This is a genomic window from Mitsuaria sp. BK041, from assembly GCF_014193085.1.
Lineage (GTDB): Bacteria > Pseudomonadota > Gammaproteobacteria > Burkholderiales > Burkholderiaceae_C > Roseateles.
Genome location: NZ_JACHYT010000001.1, coordinates 1248836 through 1262621 on the forward strand (window position 1 = coordinate 1248836; position 13786 = coordinate 1262621).

Below are 13786 nucleotides of genomic sequence, written 5' to 3' on the forward strand. Positions count from 1 at the left end.
CTGCTCGATCGAAGCCGGCCTCGCGCCGGCTTCGTCGTTGCTGCTGCGTCGCGGGGACAGGGCCGGTGCCGGTGCTGCCCTCGGCGCCACCCAGGCCGCCCGGCGAGCATCGCCTTTGACATTTCCCTTCATTCCTCGCTCCAGGCGAGCGAGCAGCCCTCTTCATTCCGCGACTAACCGCCGCGCTGTGCATCCGCACGGCGACCACGAACATCAACGATTGGAGATCTCATGAAAGCTGGAATGACGAAAGCCCTGGCGGTGCTGCCGCTGATCGCGGCGCTGGCGGCCTGCGGTGGCGGTGGTGGAGATTCGGGGCCGGCCACGCCCGCAGGACTGCAGGGCACCGGCGATGCCAGCCGCCCCAAGGTGAAGGCGGCTTTCGTGAAAGGTCAGACGGCGCGCTACCTGATGATCAGTTCGTCCGCGCAGAACGCGGGCCGGCTCGAGACCATCGAGCAGCAGACGACGGGCGAGGTCATCACGATGAACGGCAACGCGCTCAGCGGCATCGACCGCGCGATCGCGGACGTCGCCGGCGACGTGTCCTTCGCCATCGGACGCTGGACCCACGGATCGGCCGTGATCGGCAGCAGCACGAAGACGCTTGGCGCGACCGGCACCGCCGTCCATTACGCGGTGTACAACGCGCCCGACGCGCTCCCCACCAGCGGCAGCTTCTCCTGCGACGCGGGCCAGTTCACCGTGCCCACCCTGGACGTCGCCCCCGGCACCGAGGTCGGACAGGCCAAGGGCTCGGCCTCGCTGAGCTTCGACGCCTCGGGCGCGCAGTTGGATGCTTCGATCACCGTGACGCTGGCCGACGGCAGCGCCGGCACGGAATCCGCCACCGGTCGCAAGCTGAACTCGCCGACGACGATCACCTACACCGGCGGCATGCTGGGCGGCTCGTCCGGCCTGCAGCTCACCATGGCGCAGGGCCTGGATGCCAGCAAGCAGGCGGTGATCGTCGGGTATGTGGTGAAGGTCGGCGCGAGCAAGTACCGCGGCGTCGCGATCTTCAACTGCTCGAAGTGAGCTCGAAGTGACCCCAAAGTGAGCCCGATGAGGCGGCGCCCGTGAGGGACGCCGCCACTGACGAAGCCGGCCTTGAGCCGGCTTCGTCGTTCGAGGGAGACTGGAAAGAGGGACGAGGGCTCAGCGGCGGGGGCCGTAATGACCCGGGATCCAGCGCCGGCCTCCGCCTCGCGTGTCCCAGTAGCCATCGATCCAGATCGTGCCGGTGACGGGCACGACTTCCGTATAGCCGGGGCCCCGGTCGTAGCCGTAATAACGATGCGCCGGGACCACGACGCAGCCGGTCAGGCTCGCGACCAGCGGCGCGGCGGCCAGGGCGAGCAGCAAGGGACGAAATGTGCGCATGAGGAACCTCCAGCGGGTCTGCATGCGTCTGAGAACGTGCCGCCGCGGCGCCGCGCTGACGCGCCGGGCGGGACATTACCGGCCCGACAACAAGTAACGGCGCGTGCCATAGACTGCGCCGATGCTGACCGTCCACCACCTCAACAACTCCCGCTCGCAGCGGGTCCTGTGGCTGCTCGAGGAACTCGGGCTTCCCTACGAGATCAAGCCCTACCAGCGCGATCCCAGGACGATGCTCGCGCCGCCCGAGCTGCGCGCCGTGCATCCGCTGGGCAAGTCGCCGGTGATCAGCGACGGGGGCCTGGTGATCGCCGAGTCCGGCGCGATCCTGGAGTACCTCGTCGACCGCTACGGCGAAGGCCGCTTCAAGCCGGCCGCCGGCACGCCCGAGGCGCTGCGCTACCGCTACTGGATGCATTACGCCGAGGGCTCGGCGATGCCGCCGCTGCTCCTCAAGCTGGTCTTCGACCGCATCGAACGCGCGCCCGTGCCGTTCTTCGTGAAGCCGATCGCCCGGGGCATCGCGGCGAAGGCCAAGGCGAGCTTCGTCCAGCCGCAGATTGACAACCACATGAACTACCTGGAAGCGGAACTCGGTCGAAGCCCCTGGTTCGCCGGCGCGGACTTCAGCGCTGCCGACGTGCAGATGAGCTTCCCGCTGGAGGCCGCGGCGCAGCGAGGCGGCGCCGTGGCACGGCAGCCGCGCATCACCGAATTCCTCCAGCGCATCCATGCCCGGCCCGCCTACCAGCGGGCGCTCGAGCGCGGCGGTCCCTACGCGCTGGCCTGAGCGGGCGGTCATCCCCTGGATGACGGATGCGCGGGGGATGGGCGGGTGCCAGACTGCCGCCGTCCGGGTCCCCCCGGTGGGAGTACGCCATGTCCTTCCTCACGCCTTCGCAGATCCGCACCGCCCAGGCGATCGTCAACCTCTTCGAGACCGGTCATGTGCTGGGCGACTACGGCCAGGTGACCGTGCTGGAGGGCGATCCGGGGCGACTGACCTATGGCCGCTCGCAGACGACCCTGGGGTCGGGCAAGCTGGTCGAACTGCTGCGGCAGTACGCCGGCAACCCGGGCGCGCAGTTCGGGGCCGAGATCGGCGACTGGCTGCCGGCCCTGGCGGCGGCCGGTGCGGCGCTCGACACCGACCAGCGCCTGCACAACCTCCTGCGCGCCTGCGCCGACGACCCGGTGATGCGCGAGACGCAGGACCTCTTCTTCGACGAGCACTTCTGGCAGCCCGCCGCGCGCGCGGCCGGGAAGCTGGGCATCGTGTCGGCGCTGGGCTCGGCGGTGGTCTACGACAGCTTCGTGCACGGCTCCTGGGCGCGGATCCGCGCGGCCACCGATGCGCAGGTCGGCGCGACCGCGCAGGCGGGCGAGCAGGCCTGGATCGACGCCTACGTGCGGGTGCGCCGCCAATGGCTGGCCACGCACAGCATCGCGATCCTGCGCGGCACGGTCTACCGGATGGATGCGTTCCGGCGGCTGATCGACCTCGGCCAATGGGGCCTGCCCCTGCCGCTGGTGGTGCGCGGCGCCGAGATCTCGATGACGACGCTCAACGGCACGCCGCCCGGCTGCTACGACGGGCCGGCGCCCGGCAGCCGCGCGCTGTCGGTCCAGGCGCCACTGCAGCGCGGGCTCGACGTGCGGCGGGTGCAGCTCGCGCTGTCCGGGCTGGGCGCGGACATCAAGGCGGATGGCGTCTTCGGTGGCGCCTCGATGCGCTGCGTCCAGGAGGTGCAACGCACGCGTGGCCTGCCGGCGACCGGCGTGGCCGACATCGCCTTCATCGGCGCGCTGCTCGGCTGAGGCGCGTCGCCATGCGCGCGCCGGCCGATCCGTCGCTGCGTCCGCGGGCCGGTCGGCCGCGGCGACGGTCCTGCGTGGCGCGTCCCGTGCCGCCCCGTCGTGCCGACGCGCGCCGGCGAGCACGGCCCGCGGTGGAGGCCGCGTCTTCGGGTCGCCGAGCGGGGTGGCCGCGCTGCGCGGCGGGTCGACCCGTGCGCCGGCCGTCACCGTGCCGGAGGAGCCGTCCGTCCCGCTCGTCACGGTGGCGGCCGCTATAGTCCCGCCTCCTCCGCATTCCTGCCGGCGTCCGCCGGTGACCGTCGCCGTCCATGCCCATCGCCGACATCCGCGCGGCGATCGAGGCCGAACTGGCCGCGACGCCCGAGTTCTACGACTTCCGCGTGCTCCGCAGCGAGCCGGACGGCGCCTGCTGGCGGGTGACGCTCGAGGCGGGCTACGTCTACGCCGAGGGCCAGCGGCCCGGGCAGGCGTCGGCGCAGACGCTGCTCGACGAGCGGCTGGAGGGCGCGTCCGCCTGGTGGGGCGCGCCGGACAAGGGCGGCGCGAGCGTGCGGGCGGTGGTGGTCGAGGACGACCAGCTCGTGCTGCAGGACGCGAGCGCGCCGCCGCCGGGAGAGGGGCACCTGATCCGGATCTATCCGCCGCGCTTCCTGCAGGCGGTGGCCGACGCCTGGGGCGATGACGCCTGGGCGCGCCGCGCCGCGGACTGCTGGCCGGGCCTGTCCGCGCCCGCGGCCCATCCGCCCGGACCTCGCCTGGACGGCTCGCCGTTCCGCTGGCTGCGACCGGCGCAGCGACAGGCGCTGGGGCTGGTCGCCTTCGAGGATGCCTTCCTGTGGGGACCGCCCGGCACCGGCAAGACGACGACGCTGGGCGTGCTGGTCGCCGAGTACCTGGACCGCTGCCCCGCGGCGCGGGTGCTGCTGCTGTCGACCACCAACCATGCGGTCGACCTGGCGACGCTGGCGGTGGACAAGGCGCTCCAGAAGGGCCGCCGCGAGGCCTTGCGCGGGACGATCCGCCGGCTCGGCTCGCGGTTCGATGCCCAGGCCTATGCCGGTCGCGAGCACTTGATCCCAAGTCCCGGCACCCCGTCGCAGCAGGTGCTGCGGCAATGCCGACTCGCCACGATGACGACGACGCGCGCGGTCTTCACGCTGAAGACCCTGCGCGAGCTCGCTTCACCCGATGCGCCGTCGGAAACGTCGACGGCGATGCCGCCCTTCGACCTGGTGGTCTTCGACGAGGCGAGTCAGGTCAGCCTGGCCCACGCGCTCGCGCTGATGCCGCTGGGGCGGGCGCGCCTCTTCGCCGGCGATCCGCGGCAGCTGTCGCCGGTGCTGCGCGGCGACGACCGGCTGGCGCGGCTCTGGCTGGGACGATCGCCGTTCGCGGCCATGCCCGGCGGCGGGCAGGGAGGGGCCGCGGTGGCGATGCTCGACGAGCAGTCGCGCATGGCGCCCCCCATCGGCGCGCTGGTGAGCGACCTGTTCTACGACGGCGCGCTGCGCGTGGCCGAGGAGGCGTTGGCGTCGGCGGACTGGCTGGCCGCGCGCTCGCGCGCGCTGGGGGACATCCCGCCGGAGGTCCATGTGGCGGTGCGGCGCGTGACGCGGGAAGGCGGCTGGTCCGCGAAGGACCGCGGGCCGATCCGAAGGGAGTCGGCCGACGCGATCGCGGCCACCATCGCCGAGGCGCTGGCCAGCGGCGCCTGGGCGCCGCACGAGCTCATCGTGCTCACGCCCTTCCGCGCGCAGCGCGCGCTGATCCGGCAGCGCCTGGCGGTGGCGGGCGTCGACGACGGGGTGCGGGTCAGCACCGTGCACCGCGCGCAGGGCAGCGAGGCGCCGGTGGTGTTCTTCGATCCGGCCGACGGGACCCAGCCCTTCCTGCGCACGGACGAGGCGCGGCGCTTGCTCAACGTCGCACTGAGCCGCGCGCAGGCGAAGGTGGTGATCTATCTGTCGCCAGCGGACCTGACGAACGAGGTGCTCGCGCCCATCGTCCAGCGCCTGCGGCTGGCCGGCGATGCGCGCGAGGCGGTGCCGCTGTCGACGCTCGCCCGGGCGGCGGACTTCCCTTTCAACACGCGCGGGTTGCGGATCGCCGCGGGACGGCTGGTCGGCGAGGTCGACCGCATCGCCGCGGACGGCGCGCGCTTCTGGGTCATCCACGAGAAGAGCGGCAATGCGGTGGAGATCGACGCGGCGTTCTGGCGGGAGCGGGCGGGGCGGGGGTGAGCGCCCCATGAAAAACGCCCCGCGAGCGGGGCGTTTCGATCCAGCGGTCGGCCGGGAATCAGACCGGCACGCGGCGCAGCATTTCCACGCCGACGTCGCCGTTGGCGACTTCGCGCAGCGCGGTCACGCCGGGCTTGTTCTTCGACTCCAGCTTCGGCGCGTGGCCTTGGCTCAGCATGCGGGCGCGATAGGTCGCGGCGAGCACCAGCTGGAAGCGGTTCGGGATCTTGGTCAGGCAGTCTTCGACGGTGATGCGGGCCATGCGGGTTCCTGAGGGGACGGGGTTACTCGATGAGGTCGAGCGCGCGGAACACGGTCGACCGGTTGCGGCGCTGGGTCGCGTATTTTAGCCGCTGCGCCTGGACGATGGCCTTCAGGTCGAAAAGCGCCGTCTCGAAGACGGCATTGATGACCACGAAATCGAAGTGTTTCGCTTGCGCGACTTCCTCCCGGGCGGTCTGCATGCGCTTGGCGATCACCGCTTCCTCGGTGTCGCCGCGCCGGACCAGGCGCTGCTTCAGTTCCTCCCAGCTCGGCGGCAGGATGAAGATCAGCACCGCATGCGGGAACAGCTGCTTGATCTGCAGCGCGCCCTGGTAATCGATCTCCAGCACGACGTCGTCGCCATGCGAGATGCGCGCCTCGATCGCCGCGCGGGAGGTGCCGTAGAGGTTGTCGTGGACCTGCGCCCACTCGAAGAACTCCCCGCGGTCGACCATGGCCCGGAATTCCTCCGGGGTGACGAACAGGTATTCGCGGCCGTGCTGTTCCTGGCCGCGCGGCGCGCGCGAGGTGTGCGAGACGGAGACGCTCAGCTTGGCGTCCAGTTCCAGCAGCGCCTTGACGAGGCTGGATTTGCCGGCACCGCTGGGGGCGGCGACAACGAAGAGATTGCCCGGGTATTCCATCGCGCGATTTTATAGAGGACGGCGTGAAGGCTTCGACAGGCCGCCCGGCCGCGGGCCGCGGGGACCGCGCACTCGTTCACGCCGACGCAGGCGCGGGGCGTCGATCCGCAATACTGGCGCGATGCAGCAGATCGATTTCATGGAGAGCCCGGTCCTGGTGGCGCGGCAGCTCATCGGGTGGACGGTGCTGGTGGACGGTGTCGGCGGCGTCATCGTCGAGACCGAGGCCTATGACCAGGACGACGAGGCCTCCCATTGCTTCGTCGGCCTGACGCCGCGCAACGCGGCGATGTTCGGCCCGCCGGGGCATGCGTACGTGTACCGGAGCTACGGCCTGCACTGGTGCCTGAACTTCGTGTGCCGTCCCGAGGGCCACGGCGCCGGCGTGCTGATCCGCGCGCTCGAACCGACGCATGGCATCGACCGCATGGCCGAACGGCGTGGCACCGCGGTGCCGCGCCTGCTCGCCTCGGGGCCGGGGCGGGTCGGGGAGGCCCTGGGCATCGATCGCTCGCTGGGCGGGGCCTCGCTCGACGCGCCGCCGTTTCAACTGCTGCCGCCGTCGCGCCAGGCCGAGGTGCTTTGCGGGACCCGCATCGGCATCAGCAAGGCGGTCGATCGCCCCTGGCGTTTTGTCGCGGCGGGCTCGCGCTTCCTCAGCAAGCCGATGAAGGGGTAGGGCCCCGCACGCGCGTGGGAGGTCTTCATTGACCCAGAAAAAACACCCCGGACGTTGCGATCCGGGGTGAATGAGTTGCGTGTGAGGGGACTCGCACGACAACCCCTGGAACTGCCTGTCCGCGTCACTTCAGTCGGGCGCGCCGATGCTTTCGCCTGACGACTGCTTGAAACGCGAGCGGAAGGACCTCAAGAGCGAGGGCCGCTCCCTTCAGAAGCTGTACTGCGCGGACACCGCCAGGATGTCGCTGCCGACCTTGTAGGTCCCTTGCAGCGTGCTGGCAGAAGGCGAGGTGAGATTGACGCTGGTGTCCTTGATGAAGAGGTGGGTGAAGCCGATGCTGTAGGCGAGCTGCTTGCTTGCGCGCCAGGTCGCGCCGAGCGACAACCACCTGCGGCTCACATCGGGAACGCGCACATCCCGCACGGCATCGGTGACCGGCGTCTGGTCGTAGGCGAAGCCGCCTCGGAGGGTCCAGCCGTCGTTCAGCTTGTACTCGGCTCCCACCGAGTAGAACGACGAGTCGCGGTAGCCGAAGTCCAGCGTCTGATTCGGCAGGTTCGACGCGAAGTCGAGCACGACCTTGTCGAACTTGCTCCACTCGGTACGGGAGTAGTCGGCCATCACCGTCCATTGATCGTTCAGCCGCTGGCTGAGGCTGAGCGTCCACGAGGCGGGCATCGTCAGCTCGGTATTGACGGTGGTGTTGACGAAGGTGTTCGGTGCCGCCACGGAGAGCACGGCGTTCGCGGCCGCCGGAATCGTGAAGCTGACGTCCGCGCGCTTGGCCTTGTGCTTGACCTCCGAGCGATAGGCCAGGCCGATCGTGGTGCCTTCAGCGGGACGCAGCAGCGCGCCCAGGGTGTAGCCCACTTCGGTGTTGTCTCCCTTGACGTCCAGATAGCCATCCGCGCTGGTGGGCAGGAATCCGGGGACACGGGAGGCTGCCAACTGGGCGCCGAAGTCCACCGCGTTGCGGAGCTCGACATCAAGGCGTTCGGCGAACACCGAGACCCCGAGGGACAGCGCCTCGTTGACCTTGTAGGAGCCGGACACGCCAGCGTCGATGACCTTCAGCGAGGTCTTGACGCCCTGGTAGCGGCCGACCCAGCCATCGTCGTACTCGGTCTTGAATCCAAAGGGAGCGGTCACCGAGAAACCCAGATGGATCCGGTCCGTCAACGGCGAGTGGAAGTACAGCGACGGAATCGCCGCGGTCTGTCCCGCGTCGCCGCCATTGCCGCCGGAAAGCGGGCGTCCGAGCGCATCGCGGCCTGCGCCATTGAACTTGGCCGAGTAGTTCACGACCGCCGCATCCGCCTGGAAGAGGCGCCCGTCGAGCAGGGCCATGGCGGCGGGGTTGTTCGCGATCACGGAGGCATCGCCGCCTTCGCTGATCGAGCCCGCGAAAGCCCGACCTTGACCCGCCGCGCTTTGTTCCTTCAGCTTGAAGGCCGCGGCATGGCCCAAGGTGGCACAGGCCATCCCGGTGACGAACACGAGCATCGACTGCCGGTGATTCTTGCGGAACATCATCTTCTCGGTCTCCTCTTGCAGGGCTTCCCAGCCCGTCGATTGATGGGTAGATGCGCCCGATCAGCGCATTGAATGTTGAGCGTAATATAAAACGGCGGACCACGGGTTGGGGAGCTCAGTCCAATCCGAACCGTATGATTTCCGAGAACTGCGGGCTGGTCTGCGGGACCAGCGGACCGCACTCGAATGGTTGAGGGGGCTATGCGCTACGACTCGGAACACAAACAACGCACCCGCGAGAAGGTCGTGGCCGCGGCCGCGAAGGCGGTGCGGCTGCACGGCCCCGACAACATCGGGATCGCGGCGCTGATGTCCCAGGCCGGGCTCACCCATGGCGGCTTCTATGCGCACTTCGGATCCAAGGACGAGTTGATCCAGGAGGCGATCACCTTGATGTTCGAGGAGAGCGCCAGCACCCTGGAGGAATGCCTGGAAGGACTGTCCGCCGACGCAGGGTTGGCGGCCCTCATCGACCGCTACCTGAGCCGGGAACACCTCGAGCAGCGAGAGGCAGGGTGTCCCATGGCGGCGCTCGCCAGCGACCTGCCGCGCATGTCGTCCCCCGTTCGAGAAGCCTTCGAGCAAGGCGTGAAGAAGGCGTTGGAGGCCCTGGCCGCGTTGCTCCAGGAAGTCGGCTACGAACAGCCCCGGGAGCTCGCCCGCTCCGTCCAGATGGAGATGGTCGGGGCCCTCACCTTGGCGAGGGCCGTCCCGAACCCGAGCTTCGCCATGAAGGTGCTTGAGAGTTCCCGAGCCCAGATCCGCGCGCGTCTGCAGCTGCATTGACGCTCGTGCGCGTCCGGCCCGGACAACCGACGATGCGCCCGCCCTGGCGGCACGCGGCCTGCAGGCCAAGTCGCGAGGTCGCAACGCCCATCCTGCAAGACATTACAGTTGCGCGCGCCCGATCTCCCACCCGCTCTGCGCCTTGCCTCGCGCAGCTATCGGGCCGCGGTCGCGCACCGAGGCGCGTCTCGGTGAATCGCTGACCTCATTCGCGGTATCGCCTCGATTGCGGAGCCTCCCAATCCTGTTTGCAATCGCCCACGTAGCCCATGTCGCAGGGCTCGATTCACAGGGAGAAAACAAGCATGCGAACTCGATTGATGGTGATCGCGCGTCATCAACTGCTGCGGGAGGCCCTGGCCTCCCTGATCCAGGAACAGGGCGGGCAGGAACTGGTGGCCCAGGCGGGCGACGGCCAGGAGGCGGTCCGGCTGGCCGTGCGGCTGCGCCCGGAAGTGGTGCTGATGGACATGGAGCTGCCCGGGCTCAATTGCGTCGACACGACGCAGCGCATCGTGGCGGCATCGCCCTCCACCCGCGTGCTGTGCCTGGCCGACGAGGAACCGCCGCATCGCATGCGCGCGGCGCTCGACGCCGGCGCCAGCGGCATCCTCGCCAAGGACAGCGGCGTGGATGAACTGGTGCGCGCGATCGGCGCGCTCGGACGGCGCCAGTTCTATCTGAGCCCCTCATTGACCGAGGCCGCCGTCATCGCCTGCGCTCATCCGGCGGCGGCGCCCAGCGCCTTCGTCCGGCTCACGCCCAAGGAGCGCGAGATCGTGCAACTGCTCGCCGAAGGGCTGTCCACCAAGCACATCGCCGCGCAGCTCGGCGTCAGCCAGAAGACGGTGGCCTCGCACCGCGAGCATGCGGTCCACAAGCTCGGACTGCGCGGCGTGGCCGACATCACCCGCTACGCCATCCGGGAGGGACTCGCCCGTCCGTGACCGCTCAGGCATCGGGCCGGTCCGGCACGTCTGGCGTGCCCGGTCCGCCCCGTTCGCCCGGCGTTCCGGGAGTTCCGGGTGCGCCGGGTTCGTCCGGCGGGGCTGCCGTGCCCGACGCTGGCGCTCCCGCCAGCAGCTCGTCCAGCATCGCCGACAGCCGTTGCCGCGCCGCGTCGTCCGGCGCGGCTGCCAGCAGCTCGCCCTGCACGCCCATCAGTTGCCGCGCCAGCGCCAGCCGCGTCTGCATCGCCGACTGCCGCGCCTCGGCCTGCGAGTGGGCCCGCGTCTGCTCGACCAGTTGGTGGCGGTCGCTGTCGAACATCGAGTCCACGGTGTCCACCAGGCGTTGCAGCACCCGGTGGGTGAGGCGCGCGGAGAAGCCGCCCAGCAGCGCCAGCAGCGGGCGCTGCAGCGAGCCCGCGTTGTTCACGCTGTCGATCGGGATGAGCACCGCCAGCATCAGGCCCGACACCAGCCCCAGCCCGATGCGGATCCAGTACGAAGCGTCGTACAGCGGGTCGTAGGTGGCCCGCGAGACGTAGGTCTGGGCGGTGAACAGCGCCTGGAAGGTCGCGCCCAGGCCCGCGGCGGTCAGCAGCAGGGTGGTCACGGCCACCTGCTGGAATCCGTTGAGCGCCAGCAGGTCGGACGACAGCGCGGGCGCGTCGATCAGCGGCGACTGCGCGACCACCATGAACGCGACCAGGCAGCCGAAGGCCGCCAGCGTCAGCCAGCGCACGTTGCGCATCGGACCGAGCAGCGGTAGCGCGCCCGTGTCGCGCGCGGCGTGCATCAGCCGCAAGGTGCCCGGCCGCGCGGGCGCGACCAGCGCGGCCAGCCGCGCGTGCACCCGCGACAGCGTCTCCGGATCGCCCGCCGAGGGGGGCCGCGCGGCGGCGCCCGGCGCCGGCGTGTCGTCGCCGGGGCTCAGCGCCTCGAGCGCCGTGCGCATCAGCGCGGGCGGGACTTCCCGCCCCGTCGCCAGCGCGTGGCGCAGCATCGCGGTGATCTCGGCGCGCAGCTGCGCCAGCACCTCCAGGCGGTCCTGCGGCGCCGCCCCGGCGGGACCGGCCGCGCCGGATGCCGGGGAGGGCGTTGCGATGGCGGGCGGGCCGGCCATGGCCGTCAGCGCCGGGCGCTCATGGCGACCGCTTGGCCGGGGCCGCCGGCGCGACAAGGACCGGGCTGCCGGACGGGGCCTGGTCCTCGTACGAGTAGCCCGGCTGGCCACCGGCGAGCGGCCGCAGCAGCACGCGCTTGCCCTTGCCGCCGACGCTGGAGCAGTAGGCGGCCATGCCGCCCGAAGCCGTCCCGGCGACCGAGGCCGTGTACAGATGCCCCGCCTCCGGAACGTAGCCGTTGTACGCCAGCACGACGTGACAGCGGAGCTGCTCCTCATAGTGGACGTCGTAGCCGCCCTTGGCCTGCGGCGTGAGGGTCACCGGCACCAGCCGCGGCAGTTCGCCCGGCTTGGTCTTGAGCGTCATCCGGCCGGTGAGGGTTGCCGCTGGCGGATCCTCCGCGGCGGCGGACGCCGGCTGCGCCCAGGCACCAGCGGGCAGCAGCGGCGCGAACAGCAGCACCAGCGCGCCGGCCAGCGAGACGGACACCGAGACCGCGTAGGCGGCTGGCGCGAAACGTCCCGGGGCGGGACGGCGATTCTTCCGGAAAGCGATCATGGGATCTCCTGGGCCGCGTGTCGCGGCAGTGTTGAAGACAGGGGTTGAAGTCAGGCCGGGTCGGCCACGTCGGTCGAGGGCAGGTCGGTCACCTCGCCGGCCTCCGCGGGGGCGCCGGCCCGGGCCGCGCCGGCGGCCGCGGGCGCATCGTGCGGCGCCGTGGCGGCAGCGGCGCTGGCCTGGCGCGGCGGCTTGGGCGCCGGCTTGCGCGCGAAGCCGACGTGATAGGCCATCCACTCGAGCACGACCTGGTGGTCGCCGATGCGCACCAGCGTGAAGCTGCGCTCCACCGCCAGCAGCGTGCCGCGCGGATGCGAGGCGCCGGACAGGCAGTCGTTGAGCTCCTCCATCTGGGCCTCGGTCTCCTCGCGCGTGCACAGACGCGCGGGGTTGTCGCTCCCCACGACGAGGCGCTTGATGTACTTGACGTTGCTTTGATCGAACATGACGGCTCCGAGGGGCAGGCCCGCCCGCGCCCGGGCGCGGACGGACCTGCGTGGCGGGCGCTCGGGCCCGGGTCAGACCGGGTCAGACGGCGGTCGGCGCGCCGACCTTGCGCGGCGCCACGGCGGACTGCAGGATGTCCATCACCCGCGCCAGGCCCTCGGGCATGCCGTCGTCAACGGCGTGGACCTCGACGTGGTACTTGGCCGAGTTGTCCGAGCTGCGCGTGTTCTCCTTGTGCGAGGACACCGAGCCGCTCACCGTCACCGACGCCTTGAAGGGGCCGAAGCCCACGCTGGCCGTGCCGGAGGCGGAGGCCTGCGCGCTGCTTTGCTCCTTGGACGCGAAGGACGACTTCACTTCCATGTCGAAGACGATGTCCACCTTGGTGATGCTCAGGTTGGGCACCTTGACGATGGCCAGCAGCGGCACGCTGAGTTCCACCTGCTCCTCGTAGAAGGTGCCGTCGGCGCTGTTGGTGTTGGCCGTGGGCCGCTTGAAGTTGAAGTTGACCTGGCGGGTCGCGCCCGGATTGCCGCTGGCGTCGGCGTCGAAGCCGACGGTCTGGATGAAGTCGGCGGTCGCCTTGGCGAGCCGGATCTGCGCGTCGCAGGCGGCCGTCAGCGGCGAACCGATGAGTTCGCCCATGGGCAGACCCTTGTACTGGTCGGCGATGTTGACGAGATCGGAAGGCATTCAGTGCTCCTTGAATCGGCAGGGTCACGACGGCGCCGCAACCGTTGCGGCGCCGGCATCGGCGGTGCCGTCCGCCGATCCATGGCGGGCCGGCGGCGGGCCGGCCGGGCCTCATAGCGTTTGCTGCGTGTCGAAGACGCCCTGCACCTGGTTGAGCTGGCCGACCAGGCGCGCGTGGCCTTCGGTGGGCTCGCAGCCCTCGACGCGCAGCACCACGTGCGCGGTGCTGCGCCGGCCCACGAGCGGGCCGCGGGTGTGGACCTGCACGCTCTTGCGCGCGGCGCCGGCCGGGCCCTGCCAGTCGCTGCCGGTGGCCGTGGGGCGGGCGCCGGGCAGCGCGTCGTCGGAGAGCGCGCCGAGGTCGACGTCGAAGCGCATCTCGACGTCCTTGATCTTGAGCGCGTTGGCCGGCACCAGGCCGAGCAGCGGCGCGCGGTAAAGGTCCTCGGTGCCGGGCTCGGCGTCGGGCTGCATCGACGGCAGCCGCATGACGACGGTGCGCGGGCGGTTGTCCTCGTCGAAGTACTGGCCGAGCTTGGCGATCTGGTGCTGCTCGATGCGGTCCTGGGCATCGATGACGGCACCGGCGAGCGCCTCGATGAGTTCCTTCAAGTCGACACGTGAGCTCATGGGAGGGTCCTTCCCTGCGGAATGGTTGGAGGTCGGTGGT

At 70.7% G+C, this 13786-nt stretch carries 16 protein-coding genes; 7 read left to right on the forward strand and 9 right to left on the reverse strand.

Annotated features, from left to right (window positions below; translation table 11 throughout):
- Window positions 1-243: 243 nt before the first annotated feature.
- Window positions 244-1038 carry a hypothetical protein gene (locus FHT38_RS05390; RefSeq protein ID WP_183490501.1) on the forward strand — a complete coding sequence of 265 codons (795 nt, stop codon included), beginning with the start codon at window positions 244-246 and terminating at the stop codon, window positions 1036-1038.
- 120 nt (window positions 1039-1158) lie between these two features.
- Here the strand turns inward: FHT38_RS05390 and FHT38_RS05395 are convergent, their stop codons facing one another.
- A complete protein-coding gene (locus FHT38_RS05395; RefSeq protein WP_147242997.1) occupies window positions 1159-1383 on the reverse strand; it encodes a YXWGXW repeat-containing protein in 225 nt (74 codons plus the stop codon).
- 121 nt (window positions 1384-1504) lie between these two features.
- Here FHT38_RS05395 and FHT38_RS05400 point away from each other — a divergent pair, with 121 nt between their 5' ends.
- From FHT38_RS05400 to FHT38_RS05410, 3 genes are all read left to right on the forward strand, one after another.
- A complete protein-coding gene (locus tag FHT38_RS05400; protein ID WP_091723202.1) occupies window positions 1505-2173 on the forward strand; it encodes a glutathione S-transferase family protein in 669 nt (222 codons plus the stop codon).
- Window positions 2174-2262: 89 nt separating this feature from the next.
- A complete protein-coding gene (locus FHT38_RS05405; RefSeq protein WP_217648387.1) occupies window positions 2263-3201 on the forward strand; it encodes a peptidoglycan-binding protein in 939 nt (312 codons plus the stop codon).
- Window positions 3202-3509: 308 nt separating this feature from the next.
- Window positions 3510-5441 (forward strand): DEAD/DEAH box helicase, encoded by a 1932-nt coding sequence (locus tag FHT38_RS05410; RefSeq protein ID WP_183490508.1) that lies wholly within the window; start codon window positions 3510-3512, stop codon window positions 5439-5441.
- Window positions 5442-5499: 58 nt separating this feature from the next.
- Here the strand turns inward: FHT38_RS05410 and rpoZ are convergent, their stop codons facing one another.
- Window positions 5500-5703 carry a DNA-directed RNA polymerase subunit omega gene (gene rpoZ / locus FHT38_RS05415; protein WP_058936171.1) on the reverse strand — a complete coding sequence of 68 codons (204 nt, stop codon included), beginning with the start codon at window positions 5701-5703 and terminating at the stop codon, window positions 5500-5502.
- Window positions 5704-5725: 22 nt separating this feature from the next.
- Entirely contained in the window at window positions 5726-6349 is a 624-nt protein-coding gene (gene gmk / locus FHT38_RS05420; protein ID WP_091723212.1) for a guanylate kinase, read from the reverse strand.
- 121 nt (window positions 6350-6470) lie between these two features.
- On the opposite strand from gmk, the gene FHT38_RS05425 reads away from it, so the two are divergent.
- Window positions 6471-7028: a DNA-3-methyladenine glycosylase gene (locus tag FHT38_RS05425; RefSeq protein WP_183478575.1), complete on the forward strand. Its 558-nt coding sequence runs from the start codon at window positions 6471-6473 to the stop codon at window positions 7026-7028.
- Between the two features lie 210 nt (window positions 7029-7238).
- Here the strand turns inward: FHT38_RS05425 and FHT38_RS05430 are convergent, their stop codons facing one another.
- Window positions 7239-8564, reverse strand: coding sequence for an outer membrane protein transport protein (locus FHT38_RS05430; RefSeq protein ID WP_221213979.1), 1326 nt, complete (start codon window positions 8562-8564; stop codon window positions 7239-7241).
- A gap of 201 nt (window positions 8565-8765) precedes the next feature.
- On the opposite strand from FHT38_RS05430, the gene FHT38_RS05435 reads away from it, so the two are divergent.
- Both FHT38_RS05435 and FHT38_RS05440 read left to right on the forward strand, forming a co-directional pair.
- Window positions 8766-9350: a TetR/AcrR family transcriptional regulator gene (locus FHT38_RS05435; RefSeq protein ID WP_183490511.1), complete on the forward strand. Its 585-nt coding sequence runs from the start codon at window positions 8766-8768 to the stop codon at window positions 9348-9350.
- A gap of 305 nt (window positions 9351-9655) precedes the next feature.
- Entirely contained in the window at window positions 9656-10297 is a 642-nt protein-coding gene (locus FHT38_RS05440) for a response regulator transcription factor (protein ID WP_175538194.1), read from the forward strand.
- A 4-nt stretch (window positions 10298-10301) separates the two neighbouring features.
- Here the strand turns inward: FHT38_RS05440 and FHT38_RS05445 are convergent, their stop codons facing one another.
- From FHT38_RS05445 to FHT38_RS05465, 5 genes are all read right to left on the reverse strand, one after another.
- Window positions 10302-11417: a collagen-like protein gene (locus tag FHT38_RS05445; protein WP_183490514.1), complete on the reverse strand. Its 1116-nt coding sequence runs from the start codon at window positions 11415-11417 to the stop codon at window positions 10302-10304.
- A gap of 19 nt (window positions 11418-11436) precedes the next feature.
- Window positions 11437-11976: a hypothetical protein gene (locus FHT38_RS05450; protein WP_183490517.1), complete on the reverse strand. Its 540-nt coding sequence runs from the start codon at window positions 11974-11976 to the stop codon at window positions 11437-11439.
- 50 nt (window positions 11977-12026) lie between these two features.
- Complete coding sequence (locus FHT38_RS25065; protein WP_221213736.1) at window positions 12027-12422, reverse strand: hypothetical protein; 396 nt, start codon at window positions 12420-12422, stop codon at window positions 12027-12029.
- Window positions 12423-12504: 82 nt separating this feature from the next.
- Window positions 12505-13116: a DUF2589 domain-containing protein gene (locus FHT38_RS05460; RefSeq protein WP_183478579.1), complete on the reverse strand. Its 612-nt coding sequence runs from the start codon at window positions 13114-13116 to the stop codon at window positions 12505-12507.
- A 111-nt stretch (window positions 13117-13227) separates the two neighbouring features.
- Window positions 13228-13746: a DUF2589 domain-containing protein gene (locus FHT38_RS05465; protein ID WP_091723236.1), complete on the reverse strand. Its 519-nt coding sequence runs from the start codon at window positions 13744-13746 to the stop codon at window positions 13228-13230.
- Window positions 13747-13786 lie beyond the last annotated feature (40 nt).

Coding starts and splice junctions, on each gene's coding strand:
- FHT38_RS05390 (WP_183490501.1), top strand. CDS start 244: ATGACGAAAGCCCTGGCGGTGCTGCCGCTGATCGCGGCGCTGGCGGCC.
- FHT38_RS05395 (WP_147242997.1), bottom strand. CDS start 1,383: ATGCGCACATTTCGTCCCTTGCTGCTCGCCCTGGCCGCCGCGCCGCTG.
- FHT38_RS05400 (WP_091723202.1), top strand. CDS start 1,505: ATGCTGACCGTCCACCACCTCAACAACTCCCGCTCGCAGCGGGTCCTG.
- FHT38_RS05405 (WP_217648387.1), top strand. CDS start 2,263: ATGTCCTTCCTCACGCCTTCGCAGATCCGCACCGCCCAGGCGATCGTC.
- FHT38_RS05410 (WP_183490508.1), top strand. CDS start 3,510: ATGCCCATCGCCGACATCCGCGCGGCGATCGAGGCCGAACTGGCCGCG.
- rpoZ (WP_058936171.1), bottom strand. CDS start 5,703: ATGGCCCGCATCACCGTCGAAGACTGCCTGACCAAGATCCCGAACCGC.
- gmk (WP_091723212.1), bottom strand. CDS start 6,349: ATGGAATACCCGGGCAATCTCTTCGTTGTCGCCGCCCCCAGCGGTGCC.
- FHT38_RS05425 (WP_183478575.1), top strand. CDS start 6,471: ATGCAGCAGATCGATTTCATGGAGAGCCCGGTCCTGGTGGCGCGGCAG.
- FHT38_RS05430 (WP_221213979.1), bottom strand. CDS start 8,564: ATGATGTTCCGCAAGAATCACCGGCAGTCGATGCTCGTGTTCGTCACC.
- FHT38_RS05435 (WP_183490511.1), top strand. CDS start 8,766: ATGCGCTACGACTCGGAACACAAACAACGCACCCGCGAGAAGGTCGTG.
- FHT38_RS05440 (WP_175538194.1), top strand. CDS start 9,656: ATGCGAACTCGATTGATGGTGATCGCGCGTCATCAACTGCTGCGGGAG.
- FHT38_RS05445 (WP_183490514.1), bottom strand. CDS start 11,417: ATGGCCGGCCCGCCCGCCATCGCAACGCCCTCCCCGGCATCCGGCGCG.
- FHT38_RS05450 (WP_183490517.1), bottom strand. CDS start 11,976: ATGATCGCTTTCCGGAAGAATCGCCGTCCCGCCCCGGGACGTTTCGCG.
- FHT38_RS25065 (WP_221213736.1), bottom strand. CDS start 12,422: ATGTTCGATCAAAGCAACGTCAAGTACATCAAGCGCCTCGTCGTGGGG.
- FHT38_RS05460 (WP_183478579.1), bottom strand. CDS start 13,116: ATGCCTTCCGATCTCGTCAACATCGCCGACCAGTACAAGGGTCTGCCC.
- FHT38_RS05465 (WP_091723236.1), bottom strand. CDS start 13,746: ATGAGCTCACGTGTCGACTTGAAGGAACTCATCGAGGCGCTCGCCGGT.